Here is a 19,192-nt window from a genome sequence, read left to right on the forward strand (position 1 = left end):
CAGCCAACTTTGGTTGCAGCCAAAGTCTGGGCCTCACTTTACCCATCTTTGAAAACGTTGTGGGGAATTTAGGGAAGAATTATCCATACAAGCGCATTAACGCTCGCTGTGCTCGCTAGGGTCAAAAACACGTAGGCTCCCTGCGCTTCGCTTGGTATTGTAGCCTACGTATTTTTGCCCGTTATGCGGGTGTTAGGCGGGGAAAAACATGGAACATTATCTCGGATATGCTGTGGCAAGCTTGCTTGGACTATCAGCAGTATTACTTGGAATTCTTATTCCTGGCGGTCCAATTGAAAATAGAAATTTCTCGCATATATCTCCCATGACACTGGGGATATTCAATGTGTTTCTCACGGTATTAGGGATTGGCAGCCTTATATTGGTCTATTTTGCGTTTGTAGGATCCAAGCTTGCAGTCATCGCTTCAGCACTTTGTGGAATTTCGTATTTTTTTGTATATGCGCTGGATTTGGGAAAAATATTTCCTGTCTCGCCAGACAAAATGCCGAGAGTATTATTCTGTATTGAGTTGGTTGGGCTTGTCCTGTCGATACCGCTAACACTTTTCTCATTTATTTACCTATTCATACCAAAAACTGGTGAAAACGCATTCGGGATTTCATCTGGAACCACATTTTTGATACTGGTTGCAGTGATCGTCCTTGGTGTTGGAATAGTCGTATTCGCTACAAAATCGGCAATGAAAAAATCGCATAACAAGGCAAATTAACTCGGATGCAAATTCCGCTGCGCTCCATTTGCACCAGTTATTTGCGACGTTATGCTCTTTATTCGTTTGTTTGTTTGTTTGAGATGAAGATATGGAAGATACTGATAAAAAACTGTTGCTTGAGACGCTCTCATATATCGGCACTTTAAGCGAAGCTGATATGAAAAAAGCTCTCCCGTTTTTTAGTTTCAGGTGTTGCTGTTCGAAGGAGTATATCTTTTCTAGTGGCGATTTCCCCCTAGATGTCCATTTTGTTCTTAGTGGTGTTGGTAGGTATTTTTATGTTGATAAAAATGGTAACGAGCGGAATAAATCGCTGGTAAGAAAAGGCGGGGCTTTTGCGAGTCTTAGTTCAATTGTTGAGGGTAGTCCTTGCCCGTTTTTTGCTCAGACACTTACAAGGTGCATTATCGCTTCGGTAAGCTACTCAAATTTGCTGGAACTTTCAAAATCCAATAGTAATTGGGCAGACTTAGTGCGCAAGATGTTTGAACGCTTAGTTTTAAAGAAAGAAAAGAGAGAGGCGGGCTTTCTTATGTTGTCTGCGAAGGAGCGCTACTTGGAATTTTTAAATGAATTTGGTGATGACAGTCAGAGTATACCTTTTCGCCATGTCGCTATGTATATAGGTGTTACGGATGTTACGCTGTCTCGTATTCGTCGCGAGATGGGCTTAACATAGGTTAAGGTAACGGTAAAATGATTCTTATATGCTCAAGCTTTACTATAGCGGAGTGTCGAGATGAAAAAACTATTACCACCATTTTTGTTCTTAATTTTTGTCATTGTTATGGGTTTTATTTGTTGGGGTGTAGGCCTCCCCCACTCACTTGAATTTCCATACAACCTAACTGGCATTCCAATTATCGGTATTGGTCTGATACTTTCAATTTTAGGTAAACAATTATTCAAGAAGTTCAGCACTAATATTAAGACGTTCGATGAACCAACAGTGTTAGTTACGAGTGGGATTTATAAATATACTAGAAACCCTATGTATCTCGGGCTCACTATAGCAATGTTCGGTTTTTCTATATTAATGGGTGGTTCTCTTTCATCTTTTTTACTGACAGTTGCTTTCTTTTTAATAACTGATAGGTGGTATATATCGTATGAGGAACAAATGATGTACACAAAATTTGGTATAGAATACGAAGAATACTGTAGAAAAGTACGCCGGTGGATTTAAAGCATAACAAACAATTTAAGAGTGATTCAGCACGCTTGGCATTTTTTGTTTGGGTCTAGTTTAGTGTTTACGGTGGTCAAATTAAGTGTCGTGGTCGCGTGCTTCACCCCTTAATTTGGCGTTAGTTGCCTACAGGAAATTTTTGCTTCTGGTGTAAAACCCTTAGAATATGAATTACGTCTTCTTTTATGAAGTACGAAACAATCATTGACACCTCTGGAATAATTAAAAGCCGTCCAGGTATTCCTTCTCTTTCAACGCCCATCAACGGTTGCTGTATCAAGTTTTCAACTTTAGTCTCAATAATGGTGTCAGTTTTTTCAGCAGCAAGTGGGTTAAATTCGTATAAAAATTCGAAAATCACTTCTCGATCGTCCAATGAGTCTTTTTCCCAAACGATCATTTTTTTGCTCTATTCCTAATTTTCATCTTTCGCGCTTCCATGTCCAAGGAAGCTTCTTCATGAGTAACAAACTCACTTTTCCCACTATCCAATTTGCTAAACGCGGCGTTAACCTGTTCGGTAAGCCATTGGTCATGCGTCATAACTTTGCGTTGCTGCTCGGCTAGTTCTTCAGTAAGCTCTCTACAGGCATCACTTAAAGTACGCCCTTGGCTTTCAGCCATTAATTGAGCAAGGCGTTTCGTTTCTTCGTCTACTCTGAATTGTATGCGGGTATCCATTTTCAACTCCGTCTAGGTGTGCGCACAAACGTTAGCACGGAATTTGAGTTTACGGCAACTAACAAACGACGATTAAATCGCTCGCAAGCTCGCTGGGACGCTAACACATGGGCTCTGTCGCTTCGCTCGGATTTTAGCCCACGTGTTATAGCCCCTAAGCGGGGTGTTATGCGATAAGGATATCGATTTGAATTTTCTGGTAGTTTTAGCAAGCTCAAGATCTGACGGTAATACAGCAAAGTTATCCAGTGTGATTGCTGATAGCCTTCAAGCCCACACGGTCGATCTTCAAAATTTATCAATTTCATATTTTGACTACGAATCTCGTAATCAATCTGATGACTTCATACCGTTAATTGAACGCATCGTGTCATCAGACTTTGTTGTATTCGCTACGCCTGTATACTGGTATTCCATGTCAGCACAAATGAAAACGTTCTTTGACCGGTTTACTGATTTACTTACAACAAATAAAGAACTTGGACGAAAACTGCGCGGCATGCCAATATCGGTAATTGCTACAGGTACAGAGCCGGAACTGCCTTTTTGTTTCACAAGTCAATTCGAGCTAATCTCTGGATACCTTGGCCTGAAATACCATGAACCGCTATATTGTTGCTGCCCAGATGAATTTAACCTTGAACAACACCAGCAGGTAATTCAAAGTTACATAAAAAAAATCGCACAATAATCTGCTGTAGTCACCCGCAGGCTCGCAGGTACAAAGACACGGCGGCAATAAATAACACTTAGAATCATATAACAAGGAGGTTTTATGTTTCCGTTAGAGATAATCGTTACTTATACATTAGCTTGTTTACTTTTGGTGATCTCGCCTGGTCCGGATAACTTGCTCGCTATAGGTAGAGGATTAAGCCAAGGTCGACTGGCGGCGGTAATGTCAGGTATATCTTCTAGTGCTGGCATCACATTTCTGTCTTCTGGGTTAGCAGTAGCGTTTATGAAGCAGCGATAATCTGAATTTGTTAATAAGGTTGACTATCTGCATCGAAAAGGATTTGATGTGTAGCTACTGCGGTAAGTCGTTTTGAAATTTACTGCACTTATATTTTTATGGAGGAAAATATGAAGAAAATTTTATGTATTAGTTCTATCGCCCTATTGGCGGGCTGTTCGTCAATGAATTACACAAAAATTGAAAATAGTCAGGCCAATATCACTAATCTAGAAGTCGCTGAAATCGGAAAAGTTGGTACGGATAAATATCAACTGGATGTTAAGTTCGATTACAGCATCGATGATTATCATGAAATTTCTGATCTCTACTCCTGCTCGGTCTTGTTCGTAAGTTCGCAAACTCAAATGGTAACCACATCACAAGAGAGAAACCCTTGTGAGATTAACCAGCAGAACGGCTCTATATCGATAAAGTGGGATACGCCGTTATCTAAGGATGCTGGCTACTCGAAAGAGGCTCTCAAAAAAATGTCTCTTCCTCTTGAGTACCACATAGCAATTCATCAGAAAAAAACAAGCAATACGAACCAAGTGATTGGGATGAGCAAAGCGCTGTATTTAAATCCTAAAACGTAACAATGCTTAATCTGAATATCAGAAATGGAGTTTTGATGAAAAAAGTTGTCGTAATGTTCTTTACCCTTTTATTTTCCGGTGCTTTTCTTGCCCCTACTCTCGCAATAGGCTCTACAGTTCAGAAGATTGATTTTGAAGACGATGGTTTTGTCGCGCATTATTATGCGCAATCGCCAGAGTCTCTGAAACAACCCATTATTGTGCTTGGTGGCTCAGAGGGCGGCATCCCGACTCGTCTTGCTCAAGTAATTGCCGATAATGGCTTCCCTACCCTCGCAGTCGCCTATTTTAAAGAAGAATCACTACCTGTCGAATTAGAAAAGATACCTCTAGAGTATTTTGAAAAAGCGAAAAATTGGTTGCGCCACAAACACCCAGAATACAACAACCTGACACTAGTGGGCTGGTCGAAAGGCGCTGAATTATCGTTGCTTCTTGCTTCACAAGACACAGCGTTCAACAGAGTTATCGCAATTGCGCCGAGCTCGGTGGTTTGGGCTGGCATTTTAAAAGACTGGCAGAAAACGCCAGGTTCAAGTTGGACTCGTGAACAACAAGCATTGCCTTTCGTGCAATTTAATCCAAGTGGTGCCGTAAACGGTTTACTCGACCTTTATTCCCAGTCTCTCGCTAATCGTCAAGATGACGGTAAAGCAACAATAAAAACAGAAAATATACAGGGTAATGTTGTTCTGTATTCCGGTGGTAAAGATGAAATTTGGCCATCGAATTTAATGGCAGAAAAAGTCTGTGAAAGGATGAAGCGCAACAAGTTATCTACTTGTGAACACGTTAACTATCCAGCACTTAGCCACTTATTAGATTACAAATTTTTAGATAAATCTGAACAGCCATATCAAACGTTTGTGAGCAGCCTTGAGAGCAATTAACTACCTGCTTTGGTAGTGCTACCCACTTTGGAAACGCCACGCACTTTGGAAACGCCACGCACTTTGGAAACGCCACGCACTTTGCCTGGCGAGAATTCATCAAGCCGAAATATTCTCAAAAATACCTAACCTGGCTTTTGAGTACCCGCCTTATTGCAGGGCTCAAATAGCATAAAAGGACTTCATCATGGATACCGCAACATCAATCTTCATTTCTTGGTTTCCCTTGCTTCTGCTCATTTTCATTTTTTGGGGAATTCCGATCCTCGTGATTTCCAGTTCAAAGAAAGTAGGCCGAAGCGAAAAACTCGCTTGGATCATCGCGACTTTGTTTATAAGTTGGGCGTGTTTATTATTATATTTACTCCTCGCACCGTTGAAACCCAACGACGATTAAAACTGCGATCATAACTAAAGTGAGTAGCTTCTATGCTGAATAAAAATAACACTGGTTTGGTGGTTGTTGATATACAAGGCAAACTCGCGCAAATAGTTGCAAACAGTGATGCATTTCTTTCGAACTGCGCAAAACTGATCGAAGGCGCCCAAGCTTTGGACTTACCCATTGTGTGGTTAGAACAAAACCCCGATAAATTGGGCAAAACATCAGAGCAGATAGCATCTCACCTCACGGCTTATAAGCCTATTACCAAATTCACGTTTAATGGCTGTGAGGAACCGCGTTTTGTTGAAGAAATCGAAAGCTCAGAAAAAACCTCGTGGCTTATTTGTGGTATTGAAGCACATATTTGTGTTTATCAAACGGCTATGGGTCTCAAAGCGTTAGACTATGACATTCAACTGGTTAGCGATTGTGTGTCGTCCCGGGTGGATGCCAACAAGCAGTTAGCGATGGATAAGCTTAACGCCGCCGGGGTTGAAATTACTGGCTTAGAAATGTGTCTCTATGAGTTGGTCAAAGATTGCCGGTCACCCGCGTTTAAACACATTCTGAACTTAATTAAATAACGTGGGGCATCAATGAAAGTCACAGATATTAAAGCATTTGTGCCAGCTAGGGATTACGCTGTATCACAGGCATTTTGCACCGAAATTGGTTTTCATTCGGAATACGTCAGTGATGACCAAAAAATAAGACTATTCACTAAATTGTGGTTAACTTTCGTTCTTCTATTTTTCTAATAGCCGCTTCAGCCCACAGTTTTCATGGCTTTGTTTAATGGCACGGCGGTTGCTGTACAGGGATGAACCTAATTTTTTAAAGGACTAAACAATGAAAAAAGCACTTACCGCAACACTCGTCATCATCATCGGTGTATTACTTTATACCCAGTTTACTGAACTCGCCTATAAACTCGGGTTTGCCGAATTAAAAATGGTCGCGGTACTGGAAAACAGCGACAAAATGAAAGTGAAATGTGATACCTACGGATTGGGCTATTTCGACGAAATTAAATTGCAGAATAACTACCAAAAATGCATTAATGAGTATGAAGCGCAAGGCTACAAAGTTATCAGCCGCACGGATAATTGATTCCAGATCAGCCTTGTAGTGCGGTGACGAATAAAGCACCGCACTACCTGAGCTCACCAATTCACCGGCCTAACAGAACAAGTCGACACATTATTGGAATACCCACATCATGATAAGAAATGCACTCACCAGCGATGCCGAGGCGATTGCGAGTATCTATAACCACTATGTTAGCAATACGGTTATTACTTTTGAGGAAACGCCGGTAACAACCTCGGAAATGGCTAGCCGGATTGAGGCCGTTCTGGCATCAAATTTACCTTGGCTTGTGCTAACAGAAAGCGATGAAATTATTGGCTACGCATACGCCACGCCATTTAAAGCACGCAGTGCTTACCGCTTCTCAGTCGAATCTACTGTTTATCTTTCCCCTGAGCATCACGGTAACGGCTATGGCACGAAGCTGTACGAAACGCTGATAAATGAGCTACAGGCACTGGGCATAATCAATGTCATCGGTTGTATTACCCTTCCTAATCCCGGCAGCGTGGCACTCCATGAAAAAATGCAGATGAAAAAGGTCGGACACTTTCCGAACATCGGCTATAAATTTGACCAATGGCTGGATGTAGGATTCTGGCAGCGCAGTTTGGCGTGCAACTGACGCCATAGTGTCGTAAGGTTGTCGTATAAGAAATGGACAGCTCAGGGAGAGCGAGTTATGCGGTTCATAGCGTTAATCAAGGCAATATTAATTCCTTTGAGTCTTTTATTTGCCTGGCATACTCAAGCTGAAGACGCAGCCATTCAGGCTACCATTGCAGATAAATTTGATGTGGGCGGCTTTGATTTATATCTCGAGTGCTATAAGGGAGTTACCGACTGCATCCGTAAACATATTAAGCAAAAGCCGTAATCTGCAGCGGCGCAGGCCATGAATTAACTCGTTACATTTCCATGTTTGTAATTGTGTCGCGCCGCCTGTTTAATCTTCATTCACAAGATTTTATGCGAGCGTTTTCATGAAAACCTTTTTGCGTTACCTACTGCTAGCCTGCATTCTGTTTTTGGCTATTCACCTCTACTCACTAGGTATTTCTACCGGTACCTTTGCTCTGGTTGTATTAGCCTTGGCTGTAGAGAGCGTTTTTTGGATGGGTCTGTTTAAAAAGAACAAAAAGAAGCCTCTAAACCCGTAGGCATTATCGAGATTCAGTACCACCAAGGCTTGCTGAAATCGACATTCTGAGGCTCAATTTCTGCGTTATAAGGGGGCTCAAACCCGCGCCAGAATATACCTGCAAAGGCGGGAGCACGAATGATGAGCTTCTCTTGTTTTGCATATTGCGCTAAGAGCTTCTGATAAGCGCCAACAGGATATTGCGGAGCGGTTGAGCGGAATACCACTGGACCGCCAAATTCTTCGTACATGGCTTTCTCAGTTAGCCAGTGTTTAACCTGCTCTTCAGCCACTTCCTTTGGTGCTCGCTTTTTCTCGGCAAAGGCTTTCGCCAGCTCTTCATCTTCACCCACTTCCTTTGGAACATCATCTTGGGCAGCTAAACTTTCGCCGAAAACCTCGAGGAAGCGCTTCACCATAGCAGGATCTGCTTCGATGCCCTTCTGCAATGCATAGTCATCCAAAACAGCCTTGATGATCAGCTCGGTGAGTTGGGCATGCTGAAATTGAGACATCGCCAGGTCCCGAGAAACACCGGTCGCTTTGGCAACCGCATTCAACTCTTCCCCCGTAGGCGACACTTCATCGATTGTTATTGATTTACCTAACACCACTGCCACAATTTCATCTGCCGACTGAGCAAACGCGTAGGACGAGCTAAGAATATAACACAGAAAGACCAGAAAAAATTGGCGAGAAACTAGCGACATGAAAGCTCCTTTAAGATGTCTGTACGCGCACTATATTTAGCGTATACGTATGAGTATATGGAACAAGAGCAAATTGCAGTGAAATAAACCGTTACATAATGTAACTGACACAAAACGTTGTGCCAAGAATGCGCAGTTTTAAGTAAATAGTGCAAAGAAATAGAAATCAACAGCCATAAGACACGATGACCATCGTTGCTGTTAAAAGGGGGGGAGAAATAAAAAAACGGTGACAGATGTCACCGTTTTTTTGGAAATCAGATAGCGCTTACGTTAGCAGCCTGCAGACCTTTTTGACCTTGCTCGACTTCGAACTCAACTCGCTGACCTTCATTCAGGGTTTTGTACCCTTCAGAAACGATAGCACGGAAATGTACGAATACATCTTTGTCGCCGCTATCCTGAGTCAGGAATCCATAACCTTTATCTGCGTTAAACCATTTAACGGTGCCTGTAACTTTAGACATGTAGACCTCAAAACTTTCAATAAAACTGCGCCGAAGCGCTTTACTCTCGGCCTCTTTGAACGAAATATTTGGGTCTTACATTGGATGGAAAAACAACTTACTACAATTACAGGTGTAACCAGAGCGTTCAAAACATCATGGTAGAAACAAAAATAATCTCGTCTTAAAAAGACCTAAGGCAATTAAGCCAGAAACCACTATAACAGTTGGTTAGAAAAATGATACAAAAATTCACCGGTATCAGAAAATTATAATAATTTCGTAACGGGAATGTCAGAAAAAATGCCGTTTACGAAGACGCAGGATGGCTATGTCGCCAGCCTTGAATCCAACACCCCACCCCCACAGCACCGCTTATAACTGGTACCCACCATTGAGGAACGTAAATAGGCAGAATTGCCGCAACAACAATAAATGTCGCCCCAGCAATAACCCAGTGATTGGCTTTAGCCGCTTCCAACTGAAGCCTTGTGAGTTCCTGATGATTGCGCGATATTTGCAGCGGCATGGCTTTGACTTGCTTTAAGCTGTCGTACAGCAAATCGGGCATTTCTGGCAGCTTTTCCGACCAGAACGGCAAGTTATCTTTCACCTTCGAGAACATGGCCTTCACGCCAATCTGTTGCTTCATCCAGTTCTCTAGGAATGGCTTAGCGGTTTGCCACAAATCCAATTGCGGATACAACTGACGTCCCAACCCTTCAACATACAATAAGGTTTTCTGTAACAGCACGAGTTGCGGCTGCACAACCATGTTAAAACGGCGCGCGGTGTTAAACAGTTGCAGCAATACATTGCCAAAGGAGATCTCTGCCAGCGGCTTCTGGAAGATAGGCTCGCACACCGTGCGGATAGCCATTTCGAATTCATCAATATTGGTGTCAGCTGGCACCCAGCCAGAATCGGCGTGCAGCTGAGCGACTTTACGATAATCCCGATTGAAAAACGCGATGAAGTTTTCTGCCAGATAGCGCTTATCTTCACGGTTCAGCGTACCCACAATGCCAAAATCGATGGCGATGTATTGCGGATTATCAGGATGTTCTCGCGATACGAAGATATTGCCAGGGTGCATATCGGCATGGAAAAAGCTGTCACGGAAAACCTGAGTGAAAAATACCTCTACGCCCCGCTCTGCCAGCTTTTTCATATTGGTATTTTGTTCAAGCAGCGTGTTGATGTTAGAGATTGGAATGCCGTAAATACGTTCCATCACCAGTACATCGTGGCGACAATAATCGCTGAAAATTTCCGGCACATACAGGCTCTCAGAGCCTTCAAAATTACGACGCAGTTGAATACCGTTGGCCGACTCACGCATGAGATCAAGTTCGTCCACCAGGGTTTTCTGATATTCAGTTACAACCTCAACAGGGCGCAAACGCTTACCGTCAGGCAGCCATTTTTGCAGCACACCGGCCAGGGTGAACATGAGTTCCATGTCGGCGTCGATGGTTTTACGAATGCCTGGACGCAGCACTTTTACCACCACGTCCTTACCGTTTTCTTTCAACACCGCAGCATGTACCTGCGCGATGGATGCCGACGCCAACGGCTGTTCATCAAAAGAGCTAAAAATCAGATCTAGCTTAGGAATGTTTAGACTACTCAGCACCCGGGCGGTTGCCTCTTCTGATGGGAAGGGCGCAACTTTGTCTTGCAAGCGAGCCAATTCATTGGCGATAGCCGGAGGCAGCAAATCGCGTCGGGTCGACATCATCTGGCCAAATTTGATGAATACTGGCCCAAGCTCCTGCAACGCCAAGGTAATACGTTCGCCGGGCGTTTTGTCTTTATGTTCGTTGGGGATCCAGAATATCAGCTTGCGAGCGAGGCGCACGTACCAAGGCTGCCAGCGTGATGGAATAAGCTCATCGAGCCCGTGCTGCAGGAAGATTTTATTGATGAAATATAAACGACCAATACGCATGAAAGATCCGAATCAGAGATGGTCCGCAGACGTTGTTTTTTGTTCCAATTGGGCAAGTCGGGCTTCGAAACGTTCTACGTCGTCTCGTAAGTCAGTTACCTGGTCGGCGAAATGCGCTACGGCGATACTTGGCACTGCCACGTCTTTTTCTTCAGTAAGTGCATTGCCCAAACCGGTTTTTGCGTTACCGAAAAACCGCTCTGCTCGCTGTTTCACGTTTTGGATTGAAGAAAATAGCGTATGCGCTGCCACGTCGCCGATATATGCCGATGCGTGCTCTTCCCAGTCGATATGCAAGTTCTGGAACACGCTACTCACCTGCTGCGCAATGCTTAACTCGCCTTCAACCGATAAACGGTTTTGCTGAATCAGACTGGTAATTTTACTGCTCTGACGCAGCTCGGGCAGCACATCGGGACGGGTTTTAATACAGCACGTAGCACCGTCGAGTTCGGCAACCACGTCTTCAAAGCTTTGGTTCTCTGCCAGCACGTCGACTTTGTGTGAAAATACCAGTGTGAGCGCAATTGGCGTACCAGCGAGAAATACAGTGAGCCGCTTACCATTGAGAGGCTTGAGGCGGGCTGCACTGCCACTATCCAGTGACAATGCTTTATTTATCGCTGTCTCAATGGATGCGGTGAACAGTGCAACAGCAGGCATTAAAATTTATATCCCCGGTGCAAGGCAACAATACCACCAGTGAGGTTCTGATAATCACACTGCTCAAAACCAGCCTGCTCAAACATGCCTTTCAGTGTTTCCTGATCAGGGTGCATACGAATACTCTCAGCTAAGTACTGATAGCTTTCGGCATCGTTAGCCACTATCTGGCCCATCTTCGGCAAAATATGGAACGAGTAGACGTCGTATAATTTGCTGAGTTGTTCGGTAGTCGGTTTAGAGAATTCCAGTACCAACAGACGACCGCCAGGCTTAAGCACGCGGAAAATAGAATTCAGTGCGTTTTGTTTTTCGGTGACATTACGTAAGCCGAATGCCATGGTAACCACATCAAAGGTGTTGTCCGGGAACGGCAGTGCTTCGGCATCGGCCTGCACGTAATCGATATTGTTTACCAGACCACGATCGCGCAGTTTATCGCGCCCCACTTTCAACATAGAAAGGTTAATGTCTGCCAGTGTGACAGAACCGGTAGGGCCAACCAGACGAGAAAACTTCGCGGTTAAATCGCCGGTACCACCCGCAATATCCAGCACTTTGTGTCCCGCACGAACGCCAGAGCAGTCGATGGCATGACGCTTCCATAAACGATGAATACCCAGCGACATTAGGTCGTTCATGACATCGTATTTCGCTGCTACAGAATCAAACACACTGGCGACCATTGATGCCTTCTGCGACTTATCAACCTGCTTGTAGCCGAAGTGCGTCGTAGTGGGTTCGGAGGTAGGTGTATTTGTGCTTGCCGTATTATCGCTCATGGCAGTCCTGTCATTAAAATTAAGTGATGAGAAGTGTACCCAAAACCGATGACAATCTACAGCGCTTTGCCATCGGGTTTAGGATTTAAATCAATAATATTGTCCGGCCAGACGACGAGTATCAGTATGCCGAGACACGTTACTTCAGCGGTTATTGGTACCCCAGCTTAACGACACTATCTGGCTGATTTCCTGCAACGATAACCCGCTCTCTTGCTGCCACTGCACAAAACAAGCATTCGCGGCTTTCAGGGTTTTCTGGCTGGTAAGTGTACCATCAATGATTTCGTGTTTACGCAGGTAATCCTCTACGTCGCGAGAGAACAAAAACGTGTCTACACCCAATGCCCGCAACGTGTATGGCCCGGTATTGCCGCCCAGACGCGCACCATGTTTTTTCAGATACAGCCAAAGTTCGGTAATGCGCTCAGGCTCAAAGCTGGCAACGAATTCACCGAAACTTCCATGATGATGCCGGATATCCTGAATCATCAGGGCGTTATCCCGTACCGTCATCACTTTTTTAAAGTTTCTGACAATGCGTTTATCCGTGGCTTTTTGCTCGAACATTTCGTCTGGCATCAGCAGGATTTTTTCAATATCGAAACCAAAAAACACGGTTTCGAAATCTGGCCATTTGGCTTCAATCACCCGCCAGACAAAACCCGACTGGAACACTTTCTTGGTCATTTCGGCCAGAAAGCGAGCATCATCAATGGCAGCAATTTGCTTTCGCGGTAAAGGCTGAGACACATAATAAGAAAGGGCGGCAGCGCCACCCTTTCGTTGTTCAGCCCGTTTGAGAATATCTGCAAACGGTTCGATGTTCATTAGGTGCGGATCCCCGAGTGACGCAGCAGCGCATCCACTTTCGGTTCGCGGCCCCGGAACGCGACAAACAGTTCCATTGGCTCGCGGCTACCGCCCATTTCCAGAATATTTTCAAGGAACGACTTACCGGTATCCCGGTTGAAAATACCGTCTTCCTCGAACTTACTGAACGCATCCGCAGACAGCACTTCAGCCCATTTGTAGCTGTAGTAACCGGCGGCGTAGCCACCAGCAAAGATATGGCCGAAGCTGTGCTGGAAGCGGTTAAACTCTGGCGGGATAACTACCGCTACCTGCTCACGCACGCCATTTAATACGGCCTGTACATCAACAGTGGCACCGTCTTGTTGGTGCATTTGGAAATCGAACAAACTAAATTCCAGCTGACGCACCATCTGCATGGCAGAATGATAGTCTCGGGCAGCCAGCATTTTATCCAGCAGATCGTTTGGTAACGGTTCACCGGTTTCGTAGTGTCCAGAGATAAAATTCAGCGCTTCTTCTTCCCAGCACCAGTTTTCCAGGAACTGGCTAGGCAGCTCAACCGCATCCCAAGGTACGCCGTTGATACCAGACACACCCGCCACCGACATTTTTGTCAGCATGTGGTGAATTCCGTGACCAAACTCATGGAACATAGTTACGACTTCATCGTGGGTAAACAACGCAGGTTTGTCACCTACCGGCCCATTGAAGTTACAGGTCAGGTACGCCACCGGTAATTGGAGTTCGCCATCTTCTTTGATACGGCGTACACGACATTCATCCATCCAGGCACCGCCACGCTTTTTCGAACGGGCGTACAGGTCGAGATAGAAGCTACCACGCAAGGCATCGGCATCATCGGTAATGGTGAAGTAACGGACATCGTCATGCCATACGTCCACGCCAGGCTGCTCGACAATTTTTAAGCCGTACAGCTGGTGCACAACGCGGAACAGACCATGCAGTACTTTGTCTTCTGGGAAATAAGGGCGCAGCATTTCATCTGAAATGGTGTACTTTTCCTGCTTCAGCTTTTCGCTGTAGTAAGGTAAATCCCAGGCGTTCAGTTCGGTTACGTTAAAGCGCGCTTCGGCAAACGCTTTAACCTCTTCCAATTCTTGCTGGGCTTGCGGACGGGATTTAGCGGCGAGATCTTCTAAGAAGCCCACAACCTGATCCGTCGACTGCGCCATTTTAGTGGCAATAGAGCGTTCTGCGTAGCTAGAGAAGTCCAGCATTTTGGCAATCTCGGTGCGCAATGCCAGGGTTTCCTGAATGATACCCGTGTTATCCCACTTGCCAGCGTTTGGCCCCTGTTCAGAGGCGCGCGTGGTGTAGGCGCGATACATTTCCTCACGCAGCGCAGCGTTATCCGCATACATCATGATCGGCAGATAAGACGGAATATCTAGGGTAAACAGCCAGCCCTGTAGATCTTTTTGATGGGCAGCCTGCGCCGCTGCCGCCAATGCGGATTCTGGTAAGCCTGACAGTTCACCTTCGTCAGTAACATGCTTGCTCCACCCCATAGTGGCGTCCATCACGTTGTTACTGAAGGTTGAAGACAGCTCGCTTAGACGAGCCTGAATTTCAGCAAAACGTTTTTTCTGATCAGTAGGCAGTGCTACACCAGACAAAGTGAAATCGCGGATGGTATTGGTAATGAGTTTCTGACGCTGCTCGTCGAGTTTGGCAAACTCTTCGCTGTCTTTCAGCGCAATGTACGCATTATACAGACCTTCGTGTTGGCCAACCCAGGTGCCGTATTCAGACAACAGCGGCAAACAACCGTCATGAGCGTCGCGCAGTTCATCACTGCTTACCACGGAATTCATGTGGGATACCGGCGACCACATTTTGCCTAAACGGTCGTCGGCTTCTTCAATTTTTGCGACTACATTGGCGTAGCTGTAGTCTTGGCTCGCCACCACCTCATCAATGGTGGTTTTACAATGGGCAATCGCCTTTTCAATAGCAGGTTTAATTTCTTCAGGTTTGATGCCGGAGAACAGTGGCAATCCGTCGACTTGCTCGATAGCAGGGGTAGTCATAATGATCTCGCTCGTAATTTGATGTCATGTGACTTGATTATTGTAGCTAAGTGTCACTACGGGCCGTTGTCACACAGCCCGCATCACTTAATAACATTAACTCAGATGTTGGGATCACAGAACACAAAAACAAGCGTTTTTATATCATTGAGATAAATGGTTGCTTGATGACAATCTTTTCCAGTTCAATGCGCGGTACCGCTTTGCTGAAATAGAACCCCTGCACCTGTTCGCAACCGATGTGCTGGAGCACCTGTAACACTTCTTCGGTTTCCACGCCTTCAGCGATGGTTTCAATGTTCAGGCGCTTACAGGCATCAATCAGACTTTTCACCAATTCACGCTTATTCACTTCGAAGTCGATATTGTCGACCAGCGATTTATCCAGCTTCAATACATCTACAGGCAGCTTGGCCAGATATGACATTGACGTAAAACCTGCACCAAAATCATCAATGGCGATTTTTACTCCCAGTAATTTCAGTTGCCACAATAGTCCGTGCACATACTCGCTATTGGTGGCGATGGCAGTTTCAGTAATTTCAAGTTCCAGGCAGGCAGGATCGAGTGCGTACAGCTCAATCTCATCTTTTAGAATTTGCACAATGTGGTGATTCTGCAATTGCTTTGCAGACACATTCATCGAGATCCGCTTAATGTCAGGATTTAAACGGATAAGTTCAGAAGCGTTACGCACGCCCTGACGCAGCACCCATTCGCCAATCGCTTCAATCTGACCATCGAGTTCAGCTAAACGTACAAACTCAGCAGGCGGCACCCAGCCTAACTGATGATGCTGCCAGCGAAGCAATACTTCAGCCCCTTCTACCATGCCCGTTTTCAAGGTCACTTTCGGCTGGAACGCCAGCTTAAACTGGTTGTCATCTAACGCTCTTTGTACGTCGGCACGAATATGTTGCTGTCGTTGATAGCGCTCAATGGCATCATCATCGAGGTTAGACACGTTGCTGGAATGCATTTCTCGCAGAATCGTTAATTCCAGGTTTTTCACTAATGTATTGAAGTCAACGGGCGACTTACCAAGCACGCGGAAGCCAACACCCACCTGACAATAGACTGCCCGCTTATTGATCGAATACGTACGCTGTAATTTGCGGCGTAACATGGCACACCAACTTTGCAGTTCGGCTTCGTCGGTTTGACGCAATTGAAAAGTAAACAAACCAAACTCATCACTTTTCATATTGAACGCGTTTTCTGCAGTCTCGAAAATGATCTTATCAACCTCATCGATGAGCGCGGCCATAGTGGACTCCCCATGGCTATACGAAACATCGTCCATATTCACGAGTTTCACCGCGATGACCGCAGCACTGGCATCGATATTCACCACGTTAGAAGCGTCGGGTAACTCACTAGACTCTTCAACCTGGCTCGACAACTCTTCTATCCGGCGCTGCCAACCTAGCTCCCTTCGCCCTTTATAAAATGCAAAAGCTTGGTCGATTTCATTCACAAGCTGACCTGTGTTCCAGGGCTTAGTGAAATACTTATTCGCTAGGCCGTTATTCAACAAGCCCACCGCCATATTAAAATCGCTCTCACCACTAAGCATGAGCGTAATGGTTTGCGGATAAAACTGATTGATGTATTTCAGCAGTTCGGCACCAGACATGCCCGGCATTCTGTGATCGGTTAGCACCACCGCCACATTATTATTGGCCAGTACTTTCATGGCTTCCTGGCCGCTCCCAGCGGTATGAATCACGTAACCTGAGGGCCTGATAGCCCGCTTCAATGATCTGACGACCGACGGTTCATCGTCTACAATAAGAAGCTCAAGTTTGTGTAATTGCGTTACTGCCGTATTTGTTGCTGACATGATTTTCCTCACAGCCCGGAGCCAGAATGTTAGACACTGATAAAACTAAATGCGCAATGCAGGCAATATTGTTGGTTTTTTCAACATAATTACCCCTTTGCTTGATTATAGTTTCCGGTGAGGTTTTGGCTGAATGGGGATTAGTACTCAGTTATAAATTGATATAATTTTCCCTACTCATGTCTTAAAGCTTATATTTAAAAAATAAAAAACTGATAAATATTAGTGATTTAAAAATATTACGCACAAATCAAAATGTCACATTTGTCACATCATATACTTTAGTCTTTATTGTCACCTTGTATTTTCAGTGCTATAACTCAGTCGTACATTTTATAAGCACCGCTATGGAGCACTAAACATGAAAACCCTCACGTCTGGGGAGATCGCATCCTACTGCGACGTTAACCTCCGAACTGTCATCAGATGGATCGAGAGTGGAAAATTAAAGGGCTTCAAATTGCCAGGCAGAGGCAACAACCGGGTGCTGATAGACGATTTCATTGAATTTCTCGAACAGCACAACATGCCTATTCCAGCGCAGCTTCAAGGTGAAGCAACACCGGGCATTTTGATTGTGGACGATGAGTTGCCGGTAGCAAAATCCATTCAACGGGTGGCCAGACGCGCAGGTTACGACACTATGATAGCAACGGGTGGTTTCCAGGCCGGTGTTATGCTGAGTCAGCACAATCCTCGCTTGATGACATTGGATCTGAGTATGCCCGGCATGGACGGTTACAGTGTTATTCAGTTCACCCGCGAACAAGCACGGTACAAGCGTATGAAGATTGTCGTTATTTCGGCGCTTGATGACACCAGTCTTGAACGCGCATTGGATCTCGGTGCAGATGCGGTTTTATCAAAACCATTTTCAAACCATGATCTTACCGAATTGTTTGATAAATTCATGACGCCCTGAGTAGTCCCTACCCGCAGGAGACAGAAAATGGTTAGACGCATATTTTTCTGGCATTCACCGGTGGTCGGTGCCGTTGTTTTTGTGTTGATGACGTGCGCCGTTCTGGCCGATGAACCTCTTGCTGAGAATAATTTAACGACGGTTTGCATTCCAAAACTACATAAATTAGGTAATAGCGTCTATTTTTATGATTGTTGGCGGAATTCCGGGAACGGTATGGCTGTAGTTAGCAATTTCAATAATGACTCAATGCTGGCCTTTGGGCAGCTAGCAGCCTTCTTTTCATCCAATATTCCGGTACATCGGGAGCGACAGCCAGACGCCACAGGTCTGCATGCTATGTATCTGAACAATTTGTGTAGTACGGGCTAACATGACTGAACGAGATGTAAACCATAACATTGACGCGTTGCAGCTTGAGCTTGAAAAGAAGAACAGGCTTGTCGACAGCCTGAAGAAAGATCTTCAAGACACCCAGCGCCAGCTTCTGCAGGCTGAGAAAATGGCTTCAGTGGGTCAACTTGCTGCTGGCGTTGCGCATGAAATTAATAATCCGGTTGGATTTGTTTCCAGCAACATGGCAACACTCGCCGACTACATCAGCACCTATCAAATGGTTATGGGTCAAATGTTGGAATGCACCCAGTGCGATGACAAATCTGATTTGGAAGCAAAGAAAGTAAAACTCAAAGCCGCCATTGAAGAACACGACATAGAATTTATTAACGAAGATATTTTATCGCTGGTAGAAGAGTCGGCGGAGGGATTGATTCGGGTTAGTGAAATTGTGAAAGGTCTGCGACTTTTTTCCCGCATTGATTCTGACGACAGACAGTGGTTTGATATTAACCAATGCATGCAAACCACCTTGAGTATGGTGAACAACAAGCTGAAATATATTTGTCAGCAAGATATGCGTTTCGGCGAGGTGCCTCGGGTTTATATTAATGTTGGAAAAATCACGCAGATTTTTACCAACCTTCTGATTAACGCGGGCCAGGCCATCGAAGCAACAGGAAAACAAGGCCAGATAATTGTTAAATCCTGGCTGGAAGACGAATTCGTGCACATCAGTGTAACGGACTCAGGTTGTGGCATTAAACAGGAACACCTGGACAAACTGTTCCACCCGTTTTTTACGACCAAGCCAGAGGGTCAGGGTACGGGTTTAGGGCTTTCAATTTCGTTCGGTATTGCGGAAGAACACGGCGGTAGCCTTAAGGTGATCAGTAAAGAAGGCGTAGGGAGTACCTTTACGCTGGTGCTGCCAACCACCGGCCCAGAGGACGACGGTGATGAAACCAGTGCGTCAGATCAGGGATAACCTACTTCGTTGTGAAGGC

At 45.1% G+C, this 19,192-nt stretch carries 24 protein-coding genes; 13 read left to right on the forward strand and 11 right to left on the reverse strand.

Going from position 1 to position 19,192, the window contains the following annotated elements; genetic code table 11:
- Nucleotides 1–208 precede the first annotated feature (208 nt).
- The 3 genes from ACXAGX_RS19085 to ACXAGX_RS19095 all read left to right on the forward strand — a co-directional run bounded on the left by ACXAGX_RS19085 (nucleotide 209) and on the right by ACXAGX_RS19095 (nucleotide 1,922).
- Nucleotides 209–733, forward strand: a complete 525-nt coding sequence (locus tag ACXAGX_RS19085) for a DUF8051 family protein (RefSeq protein WP_474840331.1) — start codon at nucleotides 209–211, stop codon at nucleotides 731–733.
- 91 nt (nucleotides 734–824) lie between these two features.
- A complete protein-coding gene (locus tag ACXAGX_RS19090; protein ID WP_474840333.1) occupies nucleotides 825–1,415 on the forward strand; it encodes a Crp/Fnr family transcriptional regulator in 591 nt (196 codons plus the stop codon).
- Nucleotides 1,416–1,475: 60 nt separating this feature from the next.
- On the forward strand, nucleotides 1,476–1,922 hold the full coding sequence (locus ACXAGX_RS19095) for a methyltransferase family protein (RefSeq protein ID WP_474840334.1): 447 nt from the start codon (nucleotides 1,476–1,478) through the stop codon (nucleotides 1,920–1,922).
- A gap of 121 nt (nucleotides 1,923–2,043) precedes the next feature.
- Here the strand turns inward: ACXAGX_RS19095 and ACXAGX_RS19100 are convergent, their stop codons facing one another.
- Complete coding sequence (locus tag ACXAGX_RS19100) at nucleotides 2,044–2,325, reverse strand: type II toxin-antitoxin system RelE/ParE family toxin (RefSeq protein ID WP_474840336.1); 282 nt, start codon at nucleotides 2,323–2,325, stop codon at nucleotides 2,044–2,046.
- Nucleotides 2,322–2,606: a type II toxin-antitoxin system TacA family antitoxin gene (locus tag ACXAGX_RS19105; RefSeq protein WP_474824576.1), complete on the reverse strand. Its 285-nt coding sequence runs from the start codon at nucleotides 2,604–2,606 to the stop codon at nucleotides 2,322–2,324. The genes ACXAGX_RS19100 and ACXAGX_RS19105 overlap by 4 nt, the downstream gene beginning before the upstream one ends.
- A gap of 187 nt (nucleotides 2,607–2,793) precedes the next feature.
- Here ACXAGX_RS19105 and ACXAGX_RS19110 point away from each other — a divergent pair, with 187 nt between their 5' ends.
- The 3 genes from ACXAGX_RS19110 (at nucleotide 2,794) to ACXAGX_RS19120 (ending at nucleotide 5,050) form a co-directional block, all read left to right on the forward strand.
- Nucleotides 2,794–3,297, forward strand: a complete 504-nt coding sequence (locus tag ACXAGX_RS19110; protein WP_474840338.1) for a flavodoxin family protein — start codon at nucleotides 2,794–2,796, stop codon at nucleotides 3,295–3,297.
- A gap of 395 nt (nucleotides 3,298–3,692) precedes the next feature.
- The gene (locus tag ACXAGX_RS19115) at nucleotides 3,693–4,160 is read left to right on the forward strand and encodes a hypothetical protein (protein WP_474840340.1); all 468 of its coding nucleotides are present in this window, start codon (nucleotides 3,693–3,695) and stop codon (nucleotides 4,158–4,160) included.
- 35 nt (nucleotides 4,161–4,195) lie between these two features.
- Nucleotides 4,196–5,050 carry an acyl-CoA thioester hydrolase/BAAT C-terminal domain-containing protein gene (locus ACXAGX_RS19120; protein WP_474840342.1) on the forward strand — a complete coding sequence of 285 codons (855 nt, stop codon included), beginning with the start codon at nucleotides 4,196–4,198 and terminating at the stop codon, nucleotides 5,048–5,050.
- On the opposite strand, the gene ACXAGX_RS19125 is transcribed toward ACXAGX_RS19120, so the two are convergent.
- Nucleotides 5,047–5,169 carry a hypothetical protein gene (locus ACXAGX_RS19125; protein WP_474840344.1) on the reverse strand — a complete coding sequence of 41 codons (123 nt, stop codon included), beginning with the start codon at nucleotides 5,167–5,169 and terminating at the stop codon, nucleotides 5,047–5,049. The two genes, ACXAGX_RS19120 and ACXAGX_RS19125, sit on opposite strands and share 4 nt — an antisense overlap.
- Before the next feature lie 310 nt (nucleotides 5,170–5,479).
- Here ACXAGX_RS19125 and ACXAGX_RS19130 point away from each other — a divergent pair, with 310 nt between their 5' ends.
- The 4 genes from ACXAGX_RS19130 to ACXAGX_RS19145 all read left to right on the forward strand — a co-directional run bounded on the left by ACXAGX_RS19130 (nucleotide 5,480) and on the right by ACXAGX_RS19145 (nucleotide 7,401).
- Nucleotides 5,480–6,019: an isochorismatase family protein gene (locus tag ACXAGX_RS19130; RefSeq protein ID WP_474840346.1), complete on the forward strand. Its 540-nt coding sequence runs from the start codon at nucleotides 5,480–5,482 to the stop codon at nucleotides 6,017–6,019.
- A gap of 265 nt (nucleotides 6,020–6,284) precedes the next feature.
- Nucleotides 6,285–6,545 (forward strand): hypothetical protein, encoded by a 261-nt coding sequence (locus ACXAGX_RS19135; RefSeq protein ID WP_474840348.1) that lies wholly within the window; start codon nucleotides 6,285–6,287, stop codon nucleotides 6,543–6,545.
- Between the two features lie 109 nt (nucleotides 6,546–6,654).
- Entirely contained in the window at nucleotides 6,655–7,149 is a 495-nt protein-coding gene (locus ACXAGX_RS19140; protein ID WP_474840349.1) for an arsinothricin resistance N-acetyltransferase ArsN1 family B, read from the forward strand.
- A 96-nt stretch (nucleotides 7,150–7,245) separates the two neighbouring features.
- Complete coding sequence (locus tag ACXAGX_RS19145) at nucleotides 7,246–7,401, forward strand: hypothetical protein (protein WP_474840350.1); 156 nt, start codon at nucleotides 7,246–7,248, stop codon at nucleotides 7,399–7,401.
- Nucleotides 7,402–7,697: 296 nt separating this feature from the next.
- Here ACXAGX_RS19145 and ACXAGX_RS19150 read toward each other — a convergent pair whose 3' ends face one another.
- The 8 genes from ACXAGX_RS19150 to ACXAGX_RS19185 form a co-directional block, all read right to left on the reverse strand.
- The gene (locus tag ACXAGX_RS19150; RefSeq protein ID WP_474840351.1) at nucleotides 7,698–8,375 is read right to left on the reverse strand and encodes a hypothetical protein; all 678 of its coding nucleotides are present in this window, start codon (nucleotides 8,373–8,375) and stop codon (nucleotides 7,698–7,700) included.
- 257 nt (nucleotides 8,376–8,632) lie between these two features.
- The gene (gene cspE, locus ACXAGX_RS19155; RefSeq protein WP_070126270.1) at nucleotides 8,633–8,842 is read right to left on the reverse strand and encodes a transcription antiterminator/RNA stability regulator CspE; all 210 of its coding nucleotides are present in this window, start codon (nucleotides 8,840–8,842) and stop codon (nucleotides 8,633–8,635) included.
- A 289-nt stretch (nucleotides 8,843–9,131) separates the two neighbouring features.
- Nucleotides 9,132–10,772, reverse strand: a complete 1,641-nt coding sequence (gene ubiB, locus ACXAGX_RS19160; RefSeq protein WP_070126269.1) for a ubiquinone biosynthesis regulatory protein kinase UbiB — start codon at nucleotides 10,770–10,772, stop codon at nucleotides 9,132–9,134.
- A gap of 12 nt (nucleotides 10,773–10,784) precedes the next feature.
- Nucleotides 10,785–11,435, reverse strand: a complete 651-nt coding sequence (locus tag ACXAGX_RS19165) for a ubiquinone biosynthesis accessory factor UbiJ (RefSeq protein WP_474840353.1) — start codon at nucleotides 11,433–11,435, stop codon at nucleotides 10,785–10,787.
- Complete coding sequence (ubiE, locus tag ACXAGX_RS19170) at nucleotides 11,435–12,217, reverse strand: bifunctional demethylmenaquinone methyltransferase/2-methoxy-6-polyprenyl-1,4-benzoquinol methylase UbiE (protein WP_474825160.1); 783 nt, start codon at nucleotides 12,215–12,217, stop codon at nucleotides 11,435–11,437. Before ubiE ends, ACXAGX_RS19165 begins: the two co-directional genes overlap by 1 nt.
- Nucleotides 12,218–12,361: 144 nt before the next feature.
- On the reverse strand, nucleotides 12,362–13,048 hold the full coding sequence (locus ACXAGX_RS19175; protein WP_474840355.1) for a DNA-3-methyladenine glycosylase I: 687 nt from the start codon (nucleotides 13,046–13,048) through the stop codon (nucleotides 12,362–12,364).
- The gene (gene prlC / locus ACXAGX_RS19180) at nucleotides 13,048–15,084 is read right to left on the reverse strand and encodes an oligopeptidase A (protein ID WP_474840357.1); all 2,037 of its coding nucleotides are present in this window, start codon (nucleotides 15,082–15,084) and stop codon (nucleotides 13,048–13,050) included. Before prlC ends, ACXAGX_RS19175 begins: the two co-directional genes overlap by 1 nt.
- Before the next feature lie 139 nt (nucleotides 15,085–15,223).
- Complete coding sequence (locus ACXAGX_RS19185) at nucleotides 15,224–16,927, reverse strand: EAL domain-containing response regulator (protein ID WP_474840359.1); 1,704 nt, start codon at nucleotides 16,925–16,927, stop codon at nucleotides 15,224–15,226.
- Between the two features lie 361 nt (nucleotides 16,928–17,288).
- On the opposite strand from ACXAGX_RS19185, the gene ACXAGX_RS19190 reads away from it, so the two are divergent.
- The 3 genes from ACXAGX_RS19190 to ACXAGX_RS19200 are packed head-to-tail and all read left to right on the forward strand — an operon-like array spanning nucleotide 17,289 to nucleotide 19,173.
- Nucleotides 17,289–17,849 carry a response regulator gene (locus ACXAGX_RS19190; RefSeq protein ID WP_070126263.1) on the forward strand — a complete coding sequence of 187 codons (561 nt, stop codon included), beginning with the start codon at nucleotides 17,289–17,291 and terminating at the stop codon, nucleotides 17,847–17,849.
- Between the two features lie 27 nt (nucleotides 17,850–17,876).
- The gene (locus ACXAGX_RS19195) at nucleotides 17,877–18,221 is read left to right on the forward strand and encodes a hypothetical protein (RefSeq protein WP_474825156.1); all 345 of its coding nucleotides are present in this window, start codon (nucleotides 17,877–17,879) and stop codon (nucleotides 18,219–18,221) included.
- 1 nt (nucleotide 18,222) lies between these two features.
- Nucleotides 18,223–19,173 carry a sensor histidine kinase gene (locus tag ACXAGX_RS19200; protein WP_474825155.1) on the forward strand — a complete coding sequence of 317 codons (951 nt, stop codon included), beginning with the start codon at nucleotides 18,223–18,225 and terminating at the stop codon, nucleotides 19,171–19,173.
- Nucleotides 19,174–19,192: the final 19 nt, after the last annotated feature.

The organism is Alteromonas sp. ABV4_515, assembly GCF_056160345.1.